This is a genomic window from Thiobacillus sp. (assembly GCF_013693775.1).
Lineage (GTDB): Bacteria > Pseudomonadota > Gammaproteobacteria > Burkholderiales > Thiobacillaceae > Thiobacillus.
In genome coordinates this window covers 588,188-612,877 of sequence record NZ_CP059257.1, presented here as the reverse complement: position 1 = coordinate 612,877, position 24,690 = coordinate 588,188, and the positions used below count along the sequence as shown (strand labels likewise).

The window sequence follows — 24,690 nt, the reverse complement described above, 5'->3', positions numbered from 1 at the left end:
CTTAGAAGTCATAACTGGCCTTCAGGTGGAAGCGCCCGTGACGGGCCGAGGTATAGGCGCCATCCTGAAAGGCAGCGCGAAATCCGCATTGACATGCCAGTATTTCCAGGCGGTCAGGCGCAGGCCGACCCCTGCGCTGGACAGGTCGAAACGGTCGGTCTGCCCGGGCAGAGGATCGAGGATCCAGACTTTCCCGGCATCCACGAAAGCGAGCAGGAAGAGCTGGTCGATATCCTTCATACTCACCGCTAGGCGCGGGCTGCGCAGTTCCAGTGTGGCGCGCATGCCGTCGTCCCCAGGCGTTCGCCTTCCAGATATCCGCGCACGTTCTGCGCACCGCCGATGGTGAATTGTTCATTGCCGATAAGCGGTCCGCTGGCCAGCTGAAAATCCATCCGGCCATACAGGCTGAAATCGGCACCCAACTTCTGGGTACGCATCGCGTCGCCGCGCCAGTAGAAATAATTGGAACGGGCGTTGTAGCGCCGCAGCTGAAATTCGCTTTCGTTGTCGCGCAGGCCGCGTAACGAGAAATTCGCCCCCAGATCCACCTGGGTCACGCCGGATTCCCCGGCGAATGTCCCGCTGTATTGAGCGACTACAGGCAGATATGTCACAGGCGTGCTGAAGCTGTCGGTACTGCCGACGATGCTTTCCAGGGAATGCTTGTAGTCCATTCCCAGGGTCAGACTGTGAAACAGGCCGGGCTTGCCCGGTAGCGAATGGATCCAGCGCACGCCCATGATGTCGCCATTGCCCACCACGCCATAGTCGCCAAGCGTACTCACATTGCTGCGGGACCGGATGGCATACAACGCATAGGTGTTGCCAGTCGATCCGGGCATGACATAAGTGCCGGACCATGCGTTGCTCTGGTTGGGATCGGACGGCGTCGCCTGATACTGGAGAGAAACGCTATGGCCCCGTTGCCACAGATTGTCGAAGCGCAACATGCCATTGACACGGGCGTGTTCGGTATTGGCGCTGTAGTAGTTGTTGGCTTCCAGACTGCCATGCAGAGGCAGCTCATCCTCCACCTTCAGTTCCACTTCCACCTTGCCGGGCGTCCTGCCCGCTCGCAGCACCGGCGTCACCTTCCGGTCGCGTGCCGCGGCCAGGCTGGCCAGCTGCTTCTGCACATCGGGAAATACGGCACGCTGCCCTCTGCCAGCGTAGGAACGTGCGCCTTGATCTCCCCCAACGAGTAATATTTCGCGCCGCTTACCCGCAAGCGCTCCACGCTGCCCTCGGTCACTCTGAGACGAACCGTGTTCCCATCCACTTTCTGTTCCGGGATATCCACGAACACCGTCGGATACCCGCCATCGCGATAGGCCCGTTCCAGACTTTCCCGAGCGGACTGCACATCGGCAATGCTTCGGTTCTCTCCCAGATAGGGATACACCGCCTGTTCGATGGCGATGGTCGATAACAGAGTATTGCCTTCCACGGCGTATTCGAAAATATTGAAATGGTTTCCCTGCGCCGTAGCTGGCACAGCATCGGCTGACGCCTCCCTGCGCCTTCCTCGGCCCTGGCGGTCAGTGCCATCGACAGGCCCAGGAACACTATCAGGCAACAAACCCACGGCCACTTCATCCGCATGCGGATCCAGTCGGCGACCCCCTTGGATTCCTTCCGTTTCGTCACGTCTCTCGATCGTTCATTGCAGACATTCATGTGGTCACAGCCAATTCATCAACAGCCATTCGATTGCAGACGCTCTTTTCAGGAATGGCATCCGCATCGACAACACCCAATAAAAATCAGACTCAAGCAAGCCAAAAAGCGCCCACCTTGCGGTGGACGCTTCCCGTAGTCCAGGATGGGCATTGCGCCCATCTCGAACCACTTTTCCAGGTCAGGACGTCAACCCGGATCAGTAGAACAGCTGCAGCGGTTGGCAGGTGTTCGGGCCGGATACCGCAGCACGCGTACCCTTCAGCGTGATGGCTGCATAGGCCGGGTCATAGTTGAATGGGGTAGCCGCCACACCCGGGAGGATCGACAGAATGGCCGGATCGGAAGACACGGTACGGAAGGTATTCAGAACATCGCCCACGGCGGTGCCGTTGGTGCTGCTCCGCCATTGCATCGATTGCTCGACGAAGAACTGGTAGTCGCCGTTCACTGCATTGGCGATGGTGGGCGCCACGCCGTCGATGGCGACGAACTTCCAGTTGTCGCTGCCGCTCGGGGTGTTCTCCAGAGAAACCAGGCCGAGACCCATTTGGCCTTTGGCATACACGCTGTTCAGGCCGGACTTGACGCCGCCGGTGCTGCCGTTTTCAACCACGGTGTAGGTGGAGAAATTGACCGGATCGCCCTGAGCACCAAAGGGAGACAGACCAGCAGTCGAGCAAGGGGCATTCAGGAAAAAGGCATTTGCCGCGGACTTGGTACCGGATCCAGCCGCACGGGTTTCCAGGGTGATGGGGCCGGACAAGCTGGCGTTCACCTGGCTCCAGTCGGTGTAGGTGCCCGTCATGATGGACTGGACGGCCGCCTTGCTGATCGTGGTGTAGGGATAGTTGTTGGTCACGGCGATGCCCATGACCACGCCGTTCTGACTGGCCACATCCAGAACGGCCAGTTCGGCTGCGCTCAGGGCCGTTTCGCCGACGGGCAGGTTGGGGCCGCGGAACATGCCGGGCTCGACGTCGGACACGCCGGCGTCGGACACTTGCAGTTCGGTGCCGGCGCAATAGTAGGAGGGNTTGGGGAAAGTGTTGCCGGAGCTGGTACAGCTGCCATCAACCTTCATGGCAGCGATGGCCTGGGCACGAGCAACCGGGCCTACGCCATAGAAGGAGCCGCCTGCGGCGCGATCCAGAATCAGGACTTTCTTGCCACCGATGGAAGCCGGGATGGTGGTATTCAGTACGCCGATGGCCGTGCCGGTGGGCTTCATCGTCCCGAACACGGCACGATGATCTTTGCCCGAGGCATCGTTGTAGAACACGTCGATGGTGCCGGCGACCATCATGGTCTCGGCGATTTTCACCAGGGTGCCCTGCTGGGCGGAAGCGCCGGAGATGCGCACGACCAGGTCAGGCGTCGTGGTCGGGCTGTGGGCGAAAGCAACGGGGGCAGCTGCCAACGCAGCCAGGGCCAGAGCAATTTTGTTCAGTTTCATGCGTCAATTCCTTTGGGTTGCATCCCGCTCCAACGGAGCGGGATGGCACGATTGGATGAGTAATTCAGATGGAAATAATCAGGCAGCCAAGCGGCGACGGGCCATGAAGCCCACCAGTCCCAGACCGGCCAGCATCAAGGCGTAGGTATCCGCCTCGGGCACGGGCGCGGCGGCACCGTAGTTCAGCACGCCAGCGCTGCTCAAGGTCCAGACGTCAGTGGCAGTGGCGCCAAACTTGACGCCATTGACGTTGCCCAAGCCGGAGGCACCGGTAATGGAGAAGAAATTCATGGCCGTACCCACAGTGGCAGAGGCATCAGGCGTGAACTTGGTACCCCAGTTGCCCGTCATGGTGGGATCACCGAAGTAACCTGAATCGCCTGCATACTTGACCGTGGAAATATTGGCGGCGTAGTTAAGGCTGGCGATCTGGGCATTGGTATAAATCGCACCATTGGCAGCCATGTTCGTCGGGCCAGCTTTGGGAATAGAAACAGTGGCTGCGTTATCGGTCGTAAAGACACGAGCAGCACTGGTACCCGTAGCACCCTCAGCCCCGACCATCCACAGCCAGTTGGCAGAGTTTGTGCCGGCCGCGAAGGTGGTCCAGTTGGCATCGCTGGCGAAGTTGTAGTTGTAATTGACGCCCGTACCGACGAAGTCGTTCATGTACACGCCGGTGTCGAAAGTGAAGGATTTCTGCGCCACGGTGTCGTACACGGCAAACCAGATTTCGCCGTTGCCGTTCAGGCCCGGGTCGATGGCAGCGTTGGCGGAACCGGCGGCGGCCAGCAGCGCGGCAGCGACCAGTGCATTGAGTTTGAAGTTCATCAGTAGTGCTCCTAATTTAATAAACCAGAAAGTTGTGATGCTTTCCGCCCCNCTGTGGGGCAGGCCTGGCGGGCTACGCGTCAGACCAACCGGAAATGGAGCCCGCATGGCTGCGGACAGGGCTACTTTAGAGAGCACGGATGACACGCGATGGGGAAACCGGGGCCCGAAAATTGAGCCGGTTGGCTCATGTGCAAACAGGCCGGCGAATGGCCTGGTTATTGCATGTCGCCACGCGAACCATGGGCATGCAGCAGTCCCAGCGCAATGGCCTTGGCGACCGCCTGGCCGCGGGTGCGGACGACCATTTTNTTCATGGTGTGGCGCAGGTGGTTTTTGACGGTGAGCATGGACAGGCCGAGGATGTCGGCGATTTCGTCGTTGGTCTTGCCGTCGCGTACCCAGGTCAGCACCTCGACCTCGCGCGCGGTGATGAGCCCGGCAGGCCGTCGGCTGAGCGTGCCAGTGCGCGATTCGTGGGACAACATGCGGGCCAGGGTGGCGAGCAGGTGCGGCAGCAGGATGTCGAGATACAGTTCGAGCCGGCTGTCGAACGGCACCCGCACGCGCGAGAAACTGGCGTAGCCCTTGATCTGGCCGTTGGTCCAGCCCATGCCGTGAAAGGCGACATTCTTCAGTTCGAGGTCGGTCAGGCGAGCCGTCCAGTTGCCACTGTCTTCGTGCTGCCCGGCGATCAGGCGCGGTTCGCCGCAGGCCTGCCATTCCTGTGCCAGCTGGCTGATCAGACCATCGCCCGGGTGAATCACGCGGTGATAGTGGTCGTCCTTGAAATAGCGGCAGGCGGTAAAGCGCTGGTGCAGCAGGTAGCCGCTCTCGTCCGCCACGCCGCACAGCAGGATTTCGTGCGGGATGAGCGACTGCACCGGGCCATGGATCCAGCTGAAAAANTGATGGCGCAACGTGACCCGCCGCGAGGCGAGCAGGATGCGCGCCAGATGGCCGCACTCTTCGTCGGTCAGTTCGTTGGTATTGTGCATGGACTCCCCTGTTGCGAGCAGAGAATAGGCATACGCCATGACAAGGGCATGAAGTTTTTGACGCCAGGAACCTTACGCCGTTTCGCGCAGTCTTGCGCCTCTCCTGTGAGCACAACCCGTCCTGCCCTGCTTCACACGCCCGTAACGCAGGCCACCTATCGTCGAGGGCCGACCTCCCCTCATGTCTCCCTCTATGAGCCACGACGAATTACGCGTGCATCTGGACCACATCCTGGACAAGGCACGCCTGTTGACCCTGCTGCAACCGGTGCTCGACCTCGCCAACGGACGCGTGATGGGATACGAAGCCCTGTCGCGGGGACCGTCGAACAGCCCGCTGCATGCGCCGCAGGCGATGTTCCGCGTGGCCGAACAGCATGGCCTGCTGACCGCGCTGGACTGGGCCTGCATCCATATGTCCCTCAAGACGTTTGCGCAATTGAAGCTGCCGGGACGATTGTTCGTGAACCTGTCGCCCGGTAGCCTCCTGGATGCGACCTTCGCACCGGAATCGGTGCTGGCGGCGTTGTCGGATGTCGGCCTGTCCAGCAGCCAGGTAGTGATCGAAATCACCGAGAATGCGACCGCGCTGGATTACGCCTTTCTGCGCAAAGCGGTCGCCGGCTTGCGCGCGATCGGCATCGAGGTGGCCATGGACGACCTCGGCGAAGGCTTTTCCAGCCTGCGGCTGTGGTCCGAACTGAAGCCAGCCTTCGTCAAGATCGACAAGCATTTCATCGCCGGAATTCACCAGGACNCCCACAAGATCCAGTTCGTGCGCTCGATCAGGATGCTGGCCGAAGGCGCGCATTCCTGCGTGATTGCCGAGGGCGTGGAAAGCCCGTCCGAACTGGCCGTATTGAAGGATCTCGGCATCCGCTACGCCCAGGGCTACCTGATCGGACGCCCTTCTCCCGTACCGATCCGGCTGCTGTCACGCGAGGTGGAAGCCTGCCTGCAATCCGGCATCGTCAGTGTCTTTCCCATGCTCCAGGCGCGCGACGGTCTGCACGTATCGGCCGACCGGCTCGTGGTCTCCGCTCCGTCCGTCAGTCCCAAAACATCCAGCGAAGACGTGCTCGAGCTGATGATGCAATACCCCGAACTGCATGCGGTGGCCGTGGTGGACAAGGATATCCCCGTCGGCATCATTCACCGCCCCGCCTTGCTCGACCGTTTCATCGGCCTCTACGGCCGCGAGCTCCATGGCCGCAAGCCGTGCCGCGACATGATGGACACCGACCCGCTCATCGTCGACAAGGCCACGCGCATGGCAGAACTGTCCGAACTGGTCGTCAAGAAGGGCAAGGCCGCCTTTACCCAGGGTTTCATCATCACGACAGAAGGACGCTACCTGGGGCTGGGATCCGGCTTCGACCTGATGCGCGAAGTCACCGAAATGCAGATCGTTGCCGCGCGTTATGCCAACCCGCTCTCTGGGTTGCCTGGCAACGTGCCGATCCAGGAACACCTCGAGCGACTGCTCGTCAACGAACAGACCTTCGTCACGGCCTATTTCGATCTCGACCAGTTCAAACCCTACAACGACGTCTACGGTTTCCGCCGCGGGGACGACATCATCCAATTGCTGGCGCGTATCCTGCGCGACAGTTGCAACCCCGAACTCGATTTCGTAGGCCACATCGGCGGCGACGATTTTGTCGTGCTGTTCCAGAGCCTCGACTGGGAAATACGCTGCCATGGCATGGTGGCCCGCTTCGATCGCGAATGCCGGGCGCTGTTCAATCCCGAGCATGTGGAGGCGGGCGGCTACCGCAGCGAAGACCGGCGCGGCGTCATGGCTTTTCATGCCCTGGTGACCCTGTCCATCGGCGCCGTGCTGGTCGATCCGAGCAATTACCACCATTACCAGGAAGTGGCGCGTGCCGCTTCTGAAGCCAAGCGCATGGCCAAGCGCATTGACGGCAGCAGCCTGTTCATCGATCAGCGCCGCATGCCTTTCGGCCGGCGGCTGGTGACGCAAACGCCTGCTGCGGGAACCAGCACGGCATCGGAAGAATTGACGTCCGCCTGAACCGGGAACGACGGCCACCCTTCAAAAATGCGGGCCATCAGGCCCGCCAGATACTACAGGAGAATTGGGAACACCCGGTTGGAGGAAGGTAAACAGGGGTCTCCGGTCACGGCGGCACGCTATCCGGGTCGATGCTTGGTGCGCTCCACCATCATGCCGATCAGACCCAGTCCTGCCAGCAGCGTCATCCATGTCTTGGGCTCCGGTACGGGCGCAGCGCTCAGGGCACCCGCATAGATGCCTCCAGCAGTGCCGGCCGTGGTGCCGGTCACGACGAACTGATAGAAGCCGGGCGCCCCGATTGCGGATGGCGACAGGATGGCGCCGAGATCCAGTGCACCGCTGGAGTCGAACGTGCTGTCGGTTCCATAAATCGTGCCGTTCGTGTCCTGCAGGGTGATCGCGAAATTGCTGATGTCGTAAACGGGCGTGCTGCCAGACCCGAATTGCAGCTTCACCTTCACGCTCGTGGCGATGGCCTCCGACGCGAAGGAACCGATATCGAAGCCGTATACATCGACGATAGGCGTGCCCAGCCCGGAGACGGTATGGGCGATCGAGACATTTTGTCCGACCAGATCGCCGAGATAGCCCGGGCCGACGGCCGACGCAGCGGCCGATCCCATCGAGCCAGCCAGTGCAAGCGCCAGCATGAATTGCATGCGTTTCATGAAAACTCCCCAATCGCAAAAATAATGCAGCCTTCCAACATGCATGCAGTTTCACGCATGCATGTTGCAGGCGCAGGCATTCGCGTTGCTTCCGGCATGGCACGTTCGGGCCAATGGCATCGGCTCCCGGGGATTCGGACCATCGGACCACGTATCGACTGTCATCAAGGGATCACCTTGCCGGGCAAGGATGGGCATTCCGGACAACAAGGAGAGTGCCATGAACACGCAAGACGAGAGACTGGACAGTCAAGCCGACCGGCTGGCCGAGGAAGCCCTGCACGAGCTTGGCGATGTGCCGCTCGACGACGCGGACGACTACGGCCGGCAATGCGATTACGCCGGATGCTATCCGTGGCTGCCGGATGTCATCCAAGCGCATCCCTACGACGGCACGATCCGTACCGCTTTACGCCGCCTACAGGCGGCGGACGATGGATTCGAGTTTCCTGTCTGGTAGCGCACCGCTTGCCCGGCCAACAAAGGCGCTTCATCTTGGTAGTGGGCAGACGAGGCAAGCAACCCCGGACGTTCCGGAAATGAAGTGTTCAAACCGGCAGCCGGGCACATCTGGCCAAAACGGGGCGGGATATGTCATCCTGCGCGTGTCGTTTGTCTATCGCCTCGATCAAGTGCGGGAGCCGAACCATGCCCTATTCCCTTTTCCTTTCCATCGCCGCTGCAACCGTCTGGCTGGCTGCATGCACGTCCACTCCGCGTCCGCTCGCGACCGTACCGTCGGTTGATCTCGATCGCTATTACGGCAGATGGTATGAGATCGCACGGCTTCCAAACCGGTTTCAGGCCATGTGCGTGTCGGATACCCAGGCCACTTACCGCGCGGACGGATCGGCCGTCGCCGTTGTAAACCAGTGCCGCACCGCGACCGGCAGGATCGAGCAGGCCGACGGCATCGCCAAGGTCGTGGCTGGCAGCCGGGGCGCCCGGCTGAAGGTGAGCTTCTTCCGCCCCTTCTATGGCGATTACTGGATTCTGGATCTCGATCCGGACTATCGGTGGGTGCTGGTGGGCGAACCGGGCCGTCAATACGCATGGATCCTGGCGCGCGAGCCGAAGCTCGACGCGGCGACGCAGGCGGCCCTGCTGGCGCGGGCAGCCGAACTCGGCTTCGACCGGCAGGCATTCATCATGACCCCGCACACCCGCGCGATCCGCTGACGCCAGGACCATGCCCGCCACCCTGCACGTCGTCCAGGCCGACATCACCACGCTCGTGCTGGATGCCATCGTCAACGCCGCCAATCCGTCGCTGCTCGGCGGTGGCGGCGTCGACGGGNCGATCCATCGTGCGGCCGGGCCGGAATTGCTGGCGGAATGCCGCTTGCTCGGTACCTGCCCGACCGGTGATGCCAAGCTCACAAAAGGCTATCGCCTGCCAGCCCGCTTCGTGATCCACACCGTCGGCCCGGTGTGGCACGGCGGCGACCAGGGAGAGCCCGATCTCCTGGCATCGTGCTACCGGCGCACCATCAAGGTCGCGGCGCAGCATGGCATCCGTACACTTGCATTTCCCTGTATCAGCACAGGTGCCTATGGCTATCCGGTCGAGCCCGCCGCACGCATCGCCATTGCCACGGTCCGCGCGGCCACGCACGTGTTCACCGACATGCGAGACATCGTCTTTTGCTGTCATTCCGGTGCGGATCGAAGCGTCTATGCAAGGCTGCTCGGTCAGATGGGAGCTGGCTCCTGAATGGCCCAGTCAAATAGCGTTATGCTCAGGCTTCATGCACGCGAACCCAAGTGATCCTTCATTCGGCCGCAGACTGCTGCAGGATTTCACGTCGCTGCTGGCCTGGAAAACGTCTGGCCGCCCCTGGCACATTCCCCTGCTCGCCTCACTCTGCGTAGGGATTCCAGCCCTGCTGNGGGTCCATTTCGGCCACTTCGACTCCGGCATCTTGGCCAGCATCGGCGCCATGGTCGTCCTGTACATGCCGCACACGTCCATCCCGCACCGGATGGTGACGCTAGCCGTATGTTCCCTCGGGCTCACCGTCTGCTTCGCGCTGGGGGTCAGCACGAGTTTCAATCCATATGTATCTGCCACCATTTTGGGACTGACCACCGCACTGGTAACGCTCATCACCCGTTTCTATGCGCTTCCGCCGCCTGGCAGCTTCTTTTTCATTCTGGTGGCGGCAGTGGCGGGCACTCTGCCCTTCAATCAGTCATTGATCCCGACGCATGTGGGGCTCTTCGTGCTGGGCGGCATCCAGTCCTGCCTGCTGGCCTTCCTGTACAGCCTCCTGGTTGCACGCAAGGCAGCACCCGTGCCCGAACGTCCGGCACGCGAGCCGCGCCTCGAATGGCTCCTCCCGGACGCCATCGTGATCGGTCTGTTCGTTGGCGGCTCGCTGCTTCTGGCCCAGTTTTTGAACCTGCACAACCCTTACTGGGTGCCGGTTTCCTGTGCGGCCATCCTACAGGGTGCGACCTTTCGCGCGGTATGGCGCAGAAAAATCCACCGCATCATCGGTACTGCAATCGGGATGGGACTGGCATGGATCATTTTTTCACTGCCGTTCAACTCATGGGAACTGGTAGGGGTGATCATGGCGCTCAACTTCATGGTCGAACTGCTCGTGGTACGCAATTATGGTCTCGCGGTCATCTTCATTACGCCCTTGACCGTGCTGCTTGCCGAGGCCTCGACGGTCGCACTAGCGCCCGACCAGCTTGTACGGGCGCGCATGTTCGATATCGTTCTGGGCAGTTTCATCGGCTTTATCGGTGGTGGCATCCTTCACCATCCGGAAATTCTGGCCCATTTCGAAGCAAGGAACGCGCGAGTCTATCCGCAAGAGAAGCAATAGGCATGAGCCTTAGCTCCAATACCCAGCCGGATTAAGCCTACACCGTACCAGAGGATTCGATGGATCTCGTTTTAATTCATGGAATGGGGACGACACCGGTTTCCATGATGCTGTTGCGCCGACGCTTGAGGCAGGCCGGGCACAACCCGATTCTGTTTGGCTATTACCCGACTTTTGAGGGCCTGCAGCATGCCACCGCTCGCCTGGTAAAGCTGATCGACCGACAGATCGATACCCGGCACTACGCGCTGGTCGGCCACTCTCTCGGAACCGTCATCATCAGGACAGCGCTTGGCCATCTGGAAAACCGGACGCCATCCGCCTGCTTTTTCCTGGCACCGCCAATGGTTGCCTGCAAGGCCGCCAAATTCTTTTCCCGGATCTGGCTCTACAAGCTTCTGACGGGCGAAATGGGTCAATTGCTGGCAGTCGACGCATTCATGTCGAGCCTGCCCATGCCCTCGGTTCCTACCCGGATCTATGCCGGCATCGGCGGCCTGCGCCGTTCATGGCTGCCCTTCGGCACGGAAGCCAACGATTTCATTCTCAGCGTGTCTGAAGCCACGGGCCGCTTCGAAGCGGAAGCACTCAAAGTACCGTCCAGTCATACCTACATCATGAACTCGAAGCTGGTTTTCAACGACATAGTGAAGACTCTCGAAGCGATTACCGGAATGGCACCGCGGCATTGAACGCTTTTAAGCTATATTTCAAGAACATCTTTAATTTAACCCATGCCAAGGAGTCTTGTAAGATTCGAATTTCTTGCATGGCAAACGGTTTTATTTTTGCTTCGTGATGCAACGTGATGCAAAGTAGGCTATCTTTCGCGGCAATAGGGCGTGATGCAGGTGCCTGCGGGCAATGCCGCGGTGTTGCCTGCCATCTGCATCGAGAAAAATTCCTCCCCAAGGGTGCCCTAAGGAAGAATACAGACACGGTTTCATCAGTGCGGCGAATTTGATTGTTTGGCATAGCGGAAGGGAAGGATTCCCTTCGCGCAGTTTCCTTTCTTTGGATAAAGGACTGAGCATTCAATGAAAGCCGTCGATGCCTCACCGGATAACCCCGAAAATACAGGGNGTATACCGTTCTTACGTCGGTTCCTGGCCATCTGGTTGCCCGTCGTGCTGGTGCTGGCGATCGTTATCTGGGCGTTTTATGCCGTTCAGGCGAAAAGTGCCCTGGCTTTGCAGAAAGCTTCCGAACGGGAAGCCATTCGGCTTTCGGTCCAGACGAACCTGGTCGAATTCGCGAACATCCGTTCCGATCTGCTCTATCTGGCGGACCAATACGCGCTCCTGAACGACGGAACACACGCCNCTCCCNCCGCGTATGCGCCACTTGCCGCGCGCTATCTGGCGTTTGCCTCACGCAAGGCGCTATACGACCAGATTCGATTTCTGGATGAGAACGGACGGGAGATCGTCCGCGTCAACTGGAACAACGGCCATCCCGAGAACGTCGCGCCTGAGAACTTGCAAGACAAATCCAGTCGCTACTACGTGCGCGAAACGCTCGCCTTGGCGCAGGGAGAAATCTATGTTTCACCCNTGGACCTCAATATCGAACACGGCGCCCTCGAACAGCCCCTCAAGCCCATGATGCGCTTTGGTACGCCGATTTTCGATCGACAGGGGCACAGGCGCGGCATGATCATGCTGAACTACCTGGGCGGTAACTTCCTTGGCCACTTGCGGAAGATCTCGAGCGCGGAGCATGCCGCCAGCCAACTCTGGCTGCTGAACGCCGCCGGATACTGGATGCTGGGGCCCGATACCGAGGACGAATGGGGATTCATGCTGCCGGGCCGAACCGACAAACGTCTGGCCATACGCGACCCTCAAGCCTGGAAAATAATCAATGGCACCGCCCGCGAAGGCCAGTTTCTTACCGATCAAGGTTTGTACACCTACGCCTCGACCACTCCGCTCCCCGGTCCGGACGGCGCATCGGAGTCATCCAAGCGTGAGCGCTGGATCCTCGTGGCCTACCAGCCTGCCTCCACGCTTGCCGCACAGAATCTCGTGTTGTCGAAGCATCTCTGGATTGTTTTTGCCGCGCTGCTGCTGATTTTCACTTTCGCGGCCTGGGCAATCGCTNTTTACAGCATGCGGCGACGCACGGCCGAAGCCTCGGTCGTAGCGAGCGAAGCGCGTTTTCGCGCCCTGCTCGAGTCGGCGCCGGACGCCATTGTGATCGTCAACCGTGAAGGGCGCATCGTCCTGGTCAATGCACAGGCGGAAAAATATTTCGGCTATGCGCGCGACGAGCTGCTGCAGCAACCGATCGAGATTCTGGTCCCAGAATCCCTGCGCCACCGCCATGAAAGCCACCGTGCAAGTTTTGCATCCAATCCCTATACGCGCCCCATGGGCGAAGGCATGGAGTTGTTCGGCCGGCGCAAGGATGGCAGTGCATTTCCGCTGGAAATCAGCCTGAGCCCGCTCGACACGCCGCAGGGAAAGGTCGTGACGGCCATCATCCGCGACANNTCAGCGCGCAAGCAGGCTGAGCGCCAGCGCCACGAAGCGCAGGTACGCTATCAGGATCTGATGAACAACCTGCCGGTCGGCGTGTTCCGCAAGACCACCGGACCGGAAAGACGTTTCCTCGAGGTGAACCCGGCCCTGGTCAACATGCTGGAAGCCGATTCCGCCGAAGCCTTGCTGGCACATCCGATCGCCGTTTTCCAGACCGCTTCCGGTCAACCGCTGTTCAGTGAAAGCGCGGGCCAGCCGAATACGATCGTCAATGAGGAAATCGAAATGCATACGCTCAAGGGGCGGCCGTTCTACGGTGCCATTACGGCCAGCCTGAAACGCGACGCCAGCGGCCTGGCCTATTACGACGGCATCATCGAGGACATCACCCAGCGCAAGGAAATCGAGCAGCAGCTGAAAAGCCGATCGATCGAGCTGGAGGCCATCAACCAGGAACTCGAAGCCTTCAGCTATTCGGTCTCCCACGATTTGCGCGCGCCGCTCCGGGCAATCGACGGCTTCAGTCATATCCTGCTAAACGACTATGCCGACAAACTCGACGAGACGGGACGCGACCGCCTCGGCCGGGTGCGCCGCGCCGCCCAGCACATGGGCACCCTGATCGACGACCTGCTCAAGCTGTCACGCGTCACCCGTACCGGACTCAAGCGCGAGCAGGTGGACATGAGCGCCCTCGCCAACGAGATCGTTGCGGATTTATGCAAACAGGCACCGGATCGCACGGTGCAATTCACCATCGCTCCCAATCTGCTGGCGCAGGGCGACAAGGGGCTGCTGCGCATCGTGCTCGACAATCTGCTCGGCAACGCCTGGAAATTCACCGGATCCCGTGTCGACGCCCGGATCGCACTGGAACGCGCAGCCGGCCCGGGCACCCCGACCTATGTCGTCAGCGACAACGGGGTGGGATTCGACATGGCTTATGCCGACAAACTGTTTGGCGTATTCCAGCGCCTGCACGATACAAGCGAATTCCCTGGGACGGGCATTGGTCTCGCCACCGTGCAACGAATCATTCACAAGCACGGCGGCAGGATATGGGCCGAAAGCGAGGTCGGAAAAGGGACGCGATTCTATTTCACCTTGGAACCGGAGATGTCATCGTGAGCGGCAAGAGCATACTTTTAGTGGAAGACAACCCGGACGATGCAGCCCTGACCGTCCATGCCCTGGAAACCCACAACATCGGCAACAGGCTGGTCCTCGCACGCGACGGCGTGGAAGCGCTCGATTATCTTTTTGCACCGGAACCTACGCTGGCCGGGATCCGGACGATCACCCGTCCGTGGTGCTGCTGGACCTCAAACTCCCCAAGATCGACGGCCTGGAAGTGTTGCGCCGCATACGTGCGAGCGAATACACGCGCCTGCAGCCGGTGGTGATCCTGACCTCATCGAACGAAGAGGAAGACCGGATCAAGGGGTATGCCCTGGGCGCCAACAGCTATGTGCGCAAGCCGGTCGATTTCGACGATTTTGTAAGGGCGGCTGGCCAACTGGGGCTTTATTGGCTATTGCTCAATCAGACACCGCCTCATGGAAACTAGACCAATCAGCATGAAACAGCGAATGAAAACCGCACCTGCGGGATGCCACCATGAATGAACCGACCAGCGATGTCGCGATACGTGCGCTGATCGTGGAAGACTCGGAGGACGATGCCCTGCTGTTGGTCGAATATTTGCAGCGCGCGAACTTCTACCTTGAATGGCAGCGCCTGGACACCGAGGCCGAACTGCTGAAGGCACTCGAGCAGAAATGGGACATCGTGTTCTCGGATTACTCGATGCCCTATTTCAGCGCGNCGCGCGCGCTCGATGTCGTCAAGCGCCACGATCCCGACATTCCCTTCATTTTCGTTTCCGGCACCATCGGCGAAGACACTGCGGTCATCGGCATGCGGGCAGGTGCGCAGGACTATGTCATGAAGGGCAATCTGGCCCGCCTGGTGCCTGCGATATACCGGGAGCTGTCCGATGCCAGGGTGCGGCGCGAGCGGCGCATTGCCGAACAGGCCGTGCGCCGGCTTTCGCTGGTCGTGGAACAGGCCGCCGACAGCGTGTTCATCACCGACCCACAAGGCAAAATCCAGTACGTCAACCCAGCCTTCGAACGGCTCACGGGCTTCACCGCGGAAGAAGCAATCGGCACCTCACCGTCCCTGATCAAGTCGGGACACCACGACGAGGCATTCTTCCGGAATCTGTGGGACATCATTCTTGCAGGCGGCGTATTCCAGGAAACGCTCGTCAATCGCCGCAAGGATGGCGACCTTTTCTACGAAGAGAAANCCATCGCCCCCTTGTTCGACAGCGCCATGCAGATTTCGAGCTTCGTCTCGACGGGCCGGGACATCACCGACAGGATACGCTCGGAGGAAAAGCGGGCCCAGCTACTGGACATCCTCGAAGCCACGACGGATTTCGTCGCGATCATGGACGACGAGGGACGCCTGCGCTACCTGAACCGGGCCGGACGGGCCATGCTGGGGCTANGCGGGGAGGAGGACGTCGGTGCACGGCATATCGCCGACTGCCATCCCGAGTGGGCGACCCAGCGGATTCTGATTGAAGCGTTTCCCACGGCCCGGCGCGAAGGCGCATGGCACGGGNAAAGTGTGGTCAAGGGCGCAGGTGGACGGGAGATCGCCGTTTCCCAGGTCGTGCTCGCCCACGGCGGTTCGAACGGTGCAGCGGGATTTTTCTCCACCATTGCGCGCGACATCAGCGAACGCAAGCATTTCGAACGCGAACTGAAACGCCAGGCGACCCACGACGCCCTGACCGAACTCCCCAACCGCTTGCTGCTCGAAGAACACCTTGCGACTGAACTGGCACGCGCCCGACGCGGCCGTTTTCTGACCGCAGTGCTGTTTCTCGACATCGACAATTTCAAGCGCATCAACGACAGTCTGGGTCATGCCGCCGGCGATGCGCTGCTACGCAATGTGGCACAGCGGTTGCGGAAGTGTGTGCGCCCGAACGATGTCGTGGCCCGTTACGGGNGTGACGAATTCACGATTCTGATCGGTGAGTTGACTGGCCTGGACAGCATATTGGCCATCCTGCATAAAGTGCGCGAGGCATTCGAGACGGCAGTCCTCATCACCGGGCAGGATGTCTATGCTGCCTTCAGCATGGGGATTTCCATCTATCCCCATGATGGCAACGATCCGGAAACGCTACTGAAGAATGCCGATACGGCGATGTATCGCGCCAAGGCAAATGGCCGAAACCAGTATCAATTCTATGCGCCAGAAATGAATGCGCGTGGAGAGGAATTGCTGGCTCTGGAAACGGACCTGAGGCGCGCACTCGATCGCAAGGAGTTTGTGCTCTACTACCAGCCCCAGCTGGACCTGCGCAGCGGGNGANTTGCCGGAGCGGAAGCGCTGTTGCGCTGGCAGCATCCTGAACACGGACTCGTGTCGCCCGACGACTTCATCCCTTTGCTGGAAGAAACGGGACTGATCGTTCCCGTTGGAGAATGGGTGCTGCGCAATGCGTGCGAGCAATACCGGAAATTCCATGAAGCGTCCCTCACGCCCATGCGGGTATCGGTCAACGTCTCGGCCCGGCAATTCAGGGAACAGACCTTGCTGGACCGTGTGCGGCAGGCTCTCCGCGACGAAGGTGTCNCCCCGCATCACCTCGAACTCGAGATCACCGAAAGCACCGCCATGCAGGACGTGCAGACCACGAGCGAAATCCTGGCCGCACTCGACGCCTTGGGCGTGCGTCTCGCCATCGACGATTTTGGAACGGGCTATTCCTCGTTGGCCTATTTGAAACGTTTTCCGCTCGACGTCCTGAAAATCGACCGTACCTTCATTCCGGATTCCNGGGAAGACAACAACCTGTCGGCAATTGCCGAAGCCAGCATTTCACTCGGCCACAAACTGGGACTCGAGGTCGTAGCGGAAGGTGTCGAAACCAATGAGCAGATCAGCTTTCTGCGATCGCACGAATGCGACATCATCCAGGGATATTGCTTCAGCCGCCCCATACCGGTGGACGAGACGGCGGCGTTCATCGCGAGCCATAATCCGCAGCAGTTGCCGGGAGACTAGTCCTGGGGTGACAATGCCCTTTCCCACACCCGGCACGGTTTCGTTCTATTTGTGCACAGGACGTGATGCATGACCGACCGCCCGCGATGCGCCGCACGCCCCTTATTTGAAGAAGGCAAAGCCCATGAACCAGTTCCCTCAATCCTTGCGTGCCTGGAACACCCCCGTGTTCCAGGCTGTACTCAAGCAGGAAATCGAACAGCTGGATGCCGGGTGTCTCCCGCTGCAACGGGGCTTGTCGTCCAGCAGCTACGTGACTGACCGTCCCTTCCAGGCGATGATCATCAGCGTGAACGAGGAAGCCGGTCTGATCCGGGCCAAGGCGGGCATTNTTTACACGGGGATCATTGCGGGCTGCAGCTGCGCAGACGACCCGACACCTATCGACGAGCAGACCGAATACTGTGTGGTGCGGCTCGACATCGACTGCAAGACTGCCGAAGCCACGGTGACCCTGCTGGAAGAATAGCGCGCAGGTGTGGAAGAACTGCCCTCACCCTCTCAAGGCAAAAGCAGGCTGAAAACCGCACCGGGATCATTGCCGAGCCGCAGTTCGCCCTGGCGCCCACGGTTGTCGTGGCTTTGTGCGATCAACCGGGCAAACTGCAGGCCCAGCCCGGTCCCTGTGGCGGCATACGACCGGCCTTCGGCCACGCTCTCGAGAACATGTTCAGGATAGCCCGGCGAGTCGTCGCGCACGCGCAGGGCCAAACAGTCTGCGTCCATTTCCGCCTCGATCCGGATGGTCGATCGCGCATGGGCCAGCGCATTGTGAATGGCGTTGACCAGAGCCATTTCAACCAGGTCGCGATCGAAGAACCAAAGTACGGGCGTATCCCCGGCGATCGACGTCTCGACATGCAGGCGGCCGTGCGCCAAGGCCTTTGCGCCGGCCGCGATTTCCTGAACCAGATCATGCGGCGAATAGGCATCGAGCACGGGATGGATCGTCTGATTGGCCGCCTTGTAGATCAGCAGTGCCTGATGCAGCCGATCGACCACGTTCTGGCACAACAGCCGGGCCGAATCGACCGAGGCGTCGTGCTCCGCTTCGCCCAGCAGCGGGATGCGCTCGAGCGTCATCGACAGCACGCCCAGATTGTTCTTCAGTTCATGGATCAGCGCCGCGTAAAAATCGGTGCCGTCGAATTTCATCGGGCAGCCTTCCGCTGGATGCCGAAACGGGTTTCCACATCTTTCATCTGCAGGCGCAGCCCGGCCAGCCGCGGGTGGCCGGGTGCCTGGCGCTCCGCCTCCCTGAGCTGGGTCCGTGCGGTTTCGATCATGCTCTCGTCCATCCCCACTTGATCAATGTACTTGAGGATCACCCACACGGCGTTCATGAGGATGCGGGGNTTGTAGGGCGCTTCGCTGCAGGCGGTCAGCAATTTTTCCACGGCGGTTTTGTAGTCGCCGCGCTGCGCCAGCACTACGCCTTCGTTGTTGAGCTTGCGCACATCGCCTGTCGCCGAGGCCAGGACGCTGGCGCCGGCGTCCGTCCGTCCCGCCTCTTCATAGAGACGCTTCGCCTTCGCCAGCAGCGCCTCGCTGTCGTGTGCGTTGCGCGCCACCTCGGCAACCACGGCATCCGCTTCCTCATGGCGGCCGTTGGCCATGCAGGCACCGGCCAGGTCCAGCATCAGTTGGGCATCCCCGCGCGTACCGTCGGCGCGCAGGCTTGCCACCGCATCCAGCGCCTTGACGGCTTCCGACAGATTGCCGGTCCGGGTATGCGCAATGCTCTGCGTGACCGCCATCACAAGCTGCCCTTCCGGATTCGCCTGCAGCGTGCTTTTGTTCTTCTTCAGCGTATCGGCCACTGCCTCCAGATCGCCCTGTTCCAGTTGCACCCGGCAAAGATTGCCGAAGTCAGCAGGCGTCACGAAAATGGAGTGGCGCCCCTTCTCCAGCACATTATCGAATGCGGTACGAGCGGTATCGAGATCGCCGTTGCCATAGGCGACTTCCCCGAGTTTCTGCTGCCTGCGGACCGTCTTGGCCGAGATGGCCACGCCCTTTTCCAGGGCTTCCTGCGCTGCGGCCACATCCTTCTTTTCCAGACAGACATCGGAGAGCAGGTCATAGGCAGCGACCATTTCAGGCGCATGCTCAAGGACGTCACGCAGTTCTTCCTCGGCCGCTTCGTTTTTCTTCTGCAGATGCAGCGCCCGGGCAAGCCCCAGGCGGGCCCAGGGAATGGCACGCATCGACACCACCTGCTGATACAAGGCCTCGGCTTCCTCGAAGCGTCCAAGCGCGACCAACAGTTCGCCTTTGAAGCGCAAGGCATCCACGGCATATTTCGGCTTGTTGTGGATGAGCGCGTCGCAGGCCGCGATCGAGGCCTCCAGGTCCTGTGCCTGGAAATGCCAGTAGACGTCACGGAATGCCCGCTTGCGCAACAGGATGCCAGTGAGCCGGCTGCACAGCAGCTCTGCACTGAAGGGCTTGATCATGTAGTCGTCCGGCGCCAGTTCGGCCGTGGCGACCACTTTTTCATAATAGGATTCCGCCGTGACCATCATGAAGACGGTCTCCAGCGCGATCAGGTTGCCGTGACGCAACTCCTCCAGCAGTTGCTGGCCATCGCGCCCCTCGCCCAGGTTGAAGTCGCACAGGATGAAATCATAGGAGCGGTTCTTGATCTGGAAGATGGCCTCGGCGGCATTGGCCACCATCTGGATCTTGGTGATCCCGAAGTTGGACAGGGTCAGCCGCAGGGCATTGCGCATGCCGGGCGAATCGTCCACCACCAGCNNGCGCAGGGCACCATAGTCGATGAAGCTATCGCTGTCCGCTGCTGGCGGCTGGCTCACTCCCGAGACCCTTCGCATAAATAGTCAGCGTTTTCCACCTGGGGTTTCCATTGAATGGGTTTATTGAGTGGAATAACGACGATTTTCTGCCCAACTGAACCTCGGACAGCCCGAAAACGCGCTAGGAAGCGGATTTCACCCCGGCCGGTTGGGCAGCAAGCGCCAGTTCCTCCCCATACGGCCGGCTTGGGTACTGGAACGCCACCGGTCCGTCGGGTTCCGCATGGACGAATTGATGGACGAAAGGATCGCTCGAGTCTTGCATTGCAGAAGCCTCTCCTTCGGCCACCACCACGCCGTGATGAATGAAATAGACATAGTCGGCCACCTTCAGCGATTCCGACACGTCGTAGGTCACCACGATCGAAGTCAGGCCGAGCGCATCGTTGAGCCGGCGGATCAGGTTGGCGATGGTATTGAGCGAAATCGGGTCGAGGCCGGCGAAAGGTTCGTCGTACATGATCAGCCGGGGATCGAGCGCAATCGCCCGGGCGAGCGCCACCCGCCGCTCCATGCCGCCCGACAGTTCGCTGGTGCGCAGATCGTGGGCGCCACGCAGGCCGACGGCATGCAGCTTCATCAGCACCAAATCGCGGATGACCTCCTCCGGAAGGTCGGTGTGCTCGCGCATCGGATAGGCGATGTTGTCGAACACGGACAGATCGCTGAACAAGCCGCTGACCTGGAACATCATCCCCATCTTCCGCCGCATCGCATACAGACCTGCGTTGTCGAGTTCGTGGACGACCTGGCCGTCGAACACCACACTGCCGCGCGACGGCCTGAGCTGGCCGCCGAGATGGCGCAGCAGCGTGGTCTTGCCGCAGCCGCTGACGCCCAGGATGGCGACCACCTTGCCGCGCGGTATCGCAAGATTGATCCCCTTCAGCACGGCATTGTCGTCGTACGAGAAATGCAGGTCGCGCACCTCGACCAGTGCACGGGCCGGTGGAGCCGACGCATCGTGTTCAAAAGCGGCTGCCATGTCATCCAATCCCGGCATTAAGCATCAGACCGCGGGCAACAACGCATCGGGCGCTTCCAGTGCGGCTTTCACCGCCACCAGGAATTGCACGGCGTCGCGCCCGTCGATCAGGCGGTGATCGTAGGTCAGCGCCAGGTACATCATGGGGCGGATCACGACCTGGCCGTTTTCCGCGACGGGGCGCTCCTGGATCGTATGCATGCCCAGAATCGCCGACTGCGGCGGATTGAGAATGGGCGTGGAGAGCAGCGAGCCGAACACCCCACCGTTGGTGATGGAGAACGTGCCTCCACTGAGTTCATCCAGGGTGAGCTTTGCCTCGCGTGCGCGGCGGGCGAAGTCGGCGATGGCTGCTTCGATTTCGGCGGAGGACAGCGCCTGGGCGCGGCGCAAAATCGGCACCACCAGCCCGCGCGGACTGGAGATCGCGATGCCGATGTCGGCGTCGCCCTGCCACACGATGTCGGTGCCGTCGATGGCGGCATTGACGATGGGAAACTGCTGCAGCGCCTGGCATACCGCGCGCACGAAGAACGACATGTAGCCGAGCTTGACGCCATGCTTGATCTCGAACTCGGCCTTGAAGCGCTGGCGCAGTTCGTTCACTGGCTGCATGTTCACTTCGTTGAAGGTGGTCAGCATGGCGGCGGTGTGCTGTGCCGCGACCAGACGTTCGGCCACCCGGCTGCGCAGGCGCGACATGGGCTCGCGGCGGTTTGCGCCCGGGGTATCTGATGCTGCTGCCGGTGTCGTAACGGGCAACGGCATGGCGGGCGCAGGCACCGCGGCGACCGTCGGCACGGCTACCGCTGGCGTAGCTGGCTGGACGGGTTTCTCGGCAGGTCCGGGCACCACGATGGCCTCGCCGGTTTCGATGACCGCTACCACCTCGTCGGCCTTGACCACGGCACCCTCGGGCTGACGCAGTTCGACCAGGGTGCCGGATGCCGGCGCGGGGATTTCCAGGATCACCTTGTCGGTTTCCAGGTCGACCAGGGTTTCGTCCCGCGCCACGGTCTCGCCAACCTGCTTGCGCCACGGCAGCAGGGTGCCGCTGGCAATCGAATCGGACAGGGTAGGAACGCGCACCTCAAGTTTCACAGGGATTCTCCAACGCATCGTTCAACAGCGCTTCCAGTTCCGCCCGATGGCGGGATACGTAGCCCGACGCCGGCGCGGCGGCCGCGGGCCGGCCCGCATAATGGAAACGGTGCCCACCGGGTGCGCAGTGATTGAGATGGTGCAGGGTCTGGTACCACGCGCCCTGGTTCATCGGTTCTTCCTGCGCCCAGACGAAGGTCCCGGCCTGCGGATAGGCAGCCAGGACGGCCGTGAACGCCGCCTCCGGGAAGGGATAGAGCTGTTCGACCCGCACCAGCGCGACCTCGTCCAGCCCGCGCGCCGCCCGGGCCGCTTCGAGATCGAACCACACGCGCCCGCTGCACGCCACCACGCGTTTGGCGTCCCGCGGCGCGCGCGGATCGTCGATGACCGGCAGGAACGCTCCGCCGCTCAGGTCCGCCAGCGCCGACGTGGAGGCGGGATGGCGCAGCAGGCTCTTGGGGCTCATGATCACCAGCGGCTTCCTGACCGGACGCACGAGCTGCCGCCGCAGCAGATGAAACATCTGCGCCGGCAGGGTCGGCACGCAGACCTGGATGTTCTCCTGCGCGCATAGTTGCAGATAGCGTTCGAGGCGGGCAGAGGAATGCTCCGGCCCCTGCCCTTCCAGGCCGTGCGGCAGCATCAGCGTCAGGCCGCACAGGCGCCCCCACTTGGCTTCGCCGCTGGTGATGAACTGGTCGATCACCACTTGTGCGCCGTTGGCGAAATCGCCAAATTGCGCCTCCCACACCACCAGCGTGTCGGGATCGGCGGTGGCATAGCCGTATTCGAACGCCAGCACAGCCTCTTCCGACAGCAGCGAATCGATGATGGTGAAATCGCCCTGTCTGCCATGGATGTGTTCGAGCGGCACATAGACGCCGCTCTGGCGGCGTTCGCGCTTCTGGTCGTGCCACACGGCATGGCGGTGGAAGAAAGTGCCGCGCGCCGAATCCTGCCCCGACACACGAACGTTGTAGCCGACGTCCAGCAGGCTGGCATAGGCCAGGTTCTCGGCATAGCCCCAGTCCACCGGCAGCTCGCCTGCACGCATCCTGCGACGGTCATCCAGCACCTTCTGCACCCGCGAATGCAGTTCGATTTCATGCTGCAGCGTGGTGATGCGCTCGCCCAGAAAATCCAGCCGGCTGGCCGATATCGCAGTCGGCACCTCGCCAGGGTCGCCATGCTTGAAACGGCCCCAGTCCATGCCATAGGTCGCCTTGAAATCGGACAGGATCGGCGAGCTCAACGATTCGCCATGCTCCAGCCGTTCGCGACAGACGTCCACCAGATCGTCCACCTGCGACTGGGACAACACGCTTTCGTCGACCAGCCGCTGGGCGTACAGGACGCGCGTGCTGGGGTGTGCCTGGATGCGCCGGTACATCAGCGGCTGGGTGGCGAGCGGTTCGTCCTGTTCGTTGTGGCCGTGGCGGCGGTAGCACACCAGATCGATGAAACAGTTCTTGTGGAAGGTATAGCGGTAATCGACCGCCGTCTGCACGGCAAAGGCCACGGCCTCGGGATTGTCACCATTGACGTGCAGCACCGGCGCCTCGACCATCTTGGCGACGTCGGTGCAGTACAGGGTCGAGCGCACGTCGCGCGGGTCGGAGGTGGTGAAGCCGATCTGGTTGTTGATGACGATATGAATCGCGCCGCCGTTCCGGAAGCCGCGTGTCTGCGACATGTTGAGGCTTTCCATCACCACGCCCTGCCCCGACAGCGCGGCGTCGCCGTGCAGGATCACCGGCACCACCTCGTAGCCGAGCACGTCGCCGCGCCGGTCCTGGCGCNNGCGCACCGAGCCGCGCACCACCGGGTGCACGATCTCGAGATGCGAGGGATTGAATGCCAGCGCCAGGTGTACCGGACCGTACGGCGTGGCGATGTCGGAGGAAAAGCCCTGGTGGTATTTGACGTCGCCAGACAAGGGTGAATCCGGATAGCCATTGCGCGGCTCTTCGTACAGGCTTTCCAGCGAGCATCCCATGATGTTGGCCAGCACGTTGATGCGCCCGCGGTGCGCCATGCCCATCACGATTTCCTTGGCTCCATGGCGTGCACAGCGGGCGATCACCTGGTCGAGCAGCGGGATCAGGCTCTCGCCGCCCTCGAGCGAAAAGCGCTTCTGCCCGACATGGCGGGTGTGCAGGAATTTCTCCAGCGTCTCGGCGTCGGTCAGCCGCTTGAGCAGCTGCTTCTTCAGGTCGATCGACACCCCGAAGCGTCCCTGCGCCGACTCGATGCGCTCCTGCAGCCAGCGCTTGCGCGCCACGTCGGTGATGTGCATGTATTCGACGCCGACATGGCCGCAATAGGCGTTGTTCAGGCGTTGCAGGATATCGGCCAACGTGGTGCGCTCCACTCCGAACAGCGAGCCGGTCTCGAATTCGCGTGTCAGGTCGGCCTCGGTCAGGCCGTAGTGCGCAGGGTCAAGTTCGGGNGTCGGCGGAGGTTCGAAACGGCGCAGCGGATCGAGATCGGCCTGCCGCACGCCCAGGTAGCGATAGGCATTGATCAGGCGCAGCACCGCAACCTGCGCGGCATCCGATCCGGCTGCCGCGACCGGCAGTGGCTGGTTCAACCAGGGCGTCAGCGCGTCGTCGCCGAACTGCTCCAGGTACGCGGCATTGCCGGCATACAGCGGCGAGGTCGGATGCCAGTCGGGCGCATTCATGGCCGATCGATCCCGGGTATGC

21 protein-coding genes and 1 pseudogene are annotated in these 24,690 nt (G+C 61.3%); 10 read left to right on the top strand and 12 right to left on the bottom strand.

Features of this window, described 5'->3' with window-relative positions; translation table 11 throughout:
- Positions 1-21 precede the first annotated feature (21 nt).
- From HZY77_RS03075 to epsA, 6 genes are all read right to left on the bottom strand, one after another.
- A complete protein-coding gene (locus HZY77_RS03075) occupies positions 22-285 on the bottom strand; it encodes a hypothetical protein (protein ID WP_296818625.1) in 264 nt (87 codons plus the stop codon).
- Positions 249-1,139 (bottom strand): ShlB/FhaC/HecB family hemolysin secretion/activation protein, encoded by an 891-nt coding sequence (locus tag HZY77_RS03070; RefSeq protein ID WP_296818621.1) that lies wholly within the window; start codon positions 1,137-1,139, stop codon positions 249-251. The genes HZY77_RS03075 and HZY77_RS03070 overlap by 37 nt, the downstream gene beginning before the upstream one ends.
- A complete protein-coding gene (locus tag HZY77_RS03065; RefSeq protein WP_296818618.1) occupies positions 1,091-1,450 on the bottom strand; it encodes a POTRA domain-containing protein in 360 nt (119 codons plus the stop codon). Before HZY77_RS03065 ends, HZY77_RS03070 begins: the two co-directional genes overlap by 49 nt.
- A 429-nt stretch (positions 1,451-1,879) precedes the next feature.
- Positions 1,880-3,136 (bottom strand): substrate-binding domain-containing protein, encoded by a 1,257-nt coding sequence (locus HZY77_RS17710; protein WP_363154233.1) that lies wholly within the window; start codon positions 3,134-3,136, stop codon positions 1,880-1,882.
- Between the two features lie 78 nt (positions 3,137-3,214).
- Entirely contained in the window at positions 3,215-3,967 is a 753-nt protein-coding gene (locus HZY77_RS03060) for a PEP-CTERM sorting domain-containing protein (RefSeq protein ID WP_018508380.1), read from the bottom strand.
- A 218-nt stretch (positions 3,968-4,185) separates the two neighbouring features.
- A complete protein-coding gene (gene epsA, locus HZY77_RS03055; RefSeq protein ID WP_296818614.1) occupies positions 4,186-4,965 on the bottom strand; it encodes an XrtB/PEP-CTERM-associated transcriptional regulator EpsA in 780 nt (259 codons plus the stop codon).
- A 181-nt stretch (positions 4,966-5,146) separates the two neighbouring features.
- Here epsA and HZY77_RS03050 point away from each other — a divergent pair, with 181 nt between their 5' ends.
- A complete protein-coding gene (locus HZY77_RS03050; RefSeq protein ID WP_296818612.1) occupies positions 5,147-7,000 on the top strand; it encodes a GGDEF domain-containing protein in 1,854 nt (617 codons plus the stop codon).
- Between the two features lie 119 nt (positions 7,001-7,119).
- Here HZY77_RS03050 and HZY77_RS03045 read toward each other — a convergent pair whose 3' ends face one another.
- Positions 7,120-7,671: an FxDxF family PEP-CTERM protein gene (locus HZY77_RS03045; RefSeq protein WP_296818610.1), complete on the bottom strand. Its 552-nt coding sequence runs from the start codon at positions 7,669-7,671 to the stop codon at positions 7,120-7,122.
- A gap of 220 nt (positions 7,672-7,891) precedes the next feature.
- Between HZY77_RS03045 and HZY77_RS03040 the strand changes: the two genes are divergently transcribed.
- From HZY77_RS03040 to HZY77_RS03000, 9 genes and pseudogenes are all read left to right on the top strand, one after another.
- Positions 7,892-8,131 (top strand): hypothetical protein, encoded by a 240-nt coding sequence (locus tag HZY77_RS03040; RefSeq protein WP_296818608.1) that lies wholly within the window; start codon positions 7,892-7,894, stop codon positions 8,129-8,131.
- A 188-nt stretch (positions 8,132-8,319) separates the two neighbouring features.
- Positions 8,320-8,850, top strand: coding sequence for a lipocalin family protein (locus HZY77_RS03035; protein WP_296818606.1), 531 nt, complete (start codon positions 8,320-8,322; stop codon positions 8,848-8,850).
- 10 nt (positions 8,851-8,860) lie between these two features.
- Complete coding sequence (locus tag HZY77_RS03030; protein WP_296818604.1) at positions 8,861-9,385, top strand: O-acetyl-ADP-ribose deacetylase; 525 nt, start codon at positions 8,861-8,863, stop codon at positions 9,383-9,385.
- A gap of 208 nt (positions 9,386-9,593) precedes the next feature.
- Complete coding sequence (locus HZY77_RS03025) at positions 9,594-10,508, top strand: FUSC family protein (protein WP_296818602.1); 915 nt, start codon at positions 9,594-9,596, stop codon at positions 10,506-10,508.
- Between the two features lie 59 nt (positions 10,509-10,567).
- A complete protein-coding gene (locus HZY77_RS03020) occupies positions 10,568-11,200 on the top strand; it encodes an alpha/beta hydrolase (RefSeq protein WP_296818599.1) in 633 nt (210 codons plus the stop codon).
- Between the two features lie 435 nt (positions 11,201-11,635).
- A complete protein-coding gene (locus tag HZY77_RS03015) occupies positions 11,636-14,119 on the top strand; it encodes a PAS domain S-box protein (protein ID WP_296820802.1) in 2,484 nt (827 codons plus the stop codon).
- Positions 14,116-14,558 (top strand): annotated as a pseudogene (locus tag HZY77_RS03010) (response regulator). The gene HZY77_RS03015 and the pseudogene HZY77_RS03010 overlap by 4 nt, the downstream one beginning before the upstream one ends.
- A gap of 50 nt (positions 14,559-14,608) precedes the next feature.
- Entirely contained in the window at positions 14,609-17,080 is a 2,472-nt protein-coding gene (locus tag HZY77_RS03005) for an EAL domain-containing protein (protein ID WP_296818596.1), read from the top strand.
- 124 nt (positions 17,081-17,204) lie between these two features.
- Complete coding sequence (locus HZY77_RS03000; protein ID WP_296818594.1) at positions 17,205-17,549, top strand: hypothetical protein; 345 nt, start codon at positions 17,205-17,207, stop codon at positions 17,547-17,549.
- Between the two features lie 32 nt (positions 17,550-17,581).
- Here HZY77_RS03000 and HZY77_RS02995 read toward each other — a convergent pair whose 3' ends face one another.
- The 5 genes from HZY77_RS02995 to HZY77_RS02975 all read right to left on the bottom strand — a co-directional run bounded on the left by HZY77_RS02995 (position 17,582) and on the right by HZY77_RS02975 (position 24,668).
- A complete protein-coding gene (locus HZY77_RS02995) occupies positions 17,582-18,235 on the bottom strand; it encodes an ATP-binding protein (protein ID WP_296818592.1) in 654 nt (217 codons plus the stop codon).
- A complete protein-coding gene (locus tag HZY77_RS02990; RefSeq protein ID WP_296818590.1) occupies positions 18,232-19,896 on the bottom strand; it encodes a tetratricopeptide repeat-containing response regulator in 1,665 nt (554 codons plus the stop codon). Before HZY77_RS02990 ends, HZY77_RS02995 begins: the two co-directional genes overlap by 4 nt.
- 121 nt (positions 19,897-20,017) lie before the next feature.
- The gene (locus HZY77_RS02985; RefSeq protein WP_296818588.1) at positions 20,018-20,881 is read right to left on the bottom strand and encodes an ABC transporter ATP-binding protein; all 864 of its coding nucleotides are present in this window, start codon (positions 20,879-20,881) and stop codon (positions 20,018-20,020) included.
- Between the two features lie 24 nt (positions 20,882-20,905).
- Positions 20,906-21,982 carry a dihydrolipoyllysine-residue succinyltransferase gene (gene sucB, locus HZY77_RS02980; RefSeq protein WP_296818586.1) on the bottom strand — a complete coding sequence of 359 codons (1,077 nt, stop codon included), beginning with the start codon at positions 21,980-21,982 and terminating at the stop codon, positions 20,906-20,908.
- Positions 21,972-24,668, bottom strand: a complete 2,697-nt coding sequence (locus HZY77_RS02975; protein WP_296818584.1) for a 2-oxoglutarate dehydrogenase E1 component — start codon at positions 24,666-24,668, stop codon at positions 21,972-21,974. Before HZY77_RS02975 ends, sucB begins: the two co-directional genes overlap by 11 nt.
- Positions 24,669-24,690: the final 22 nt, after the last annotated feature.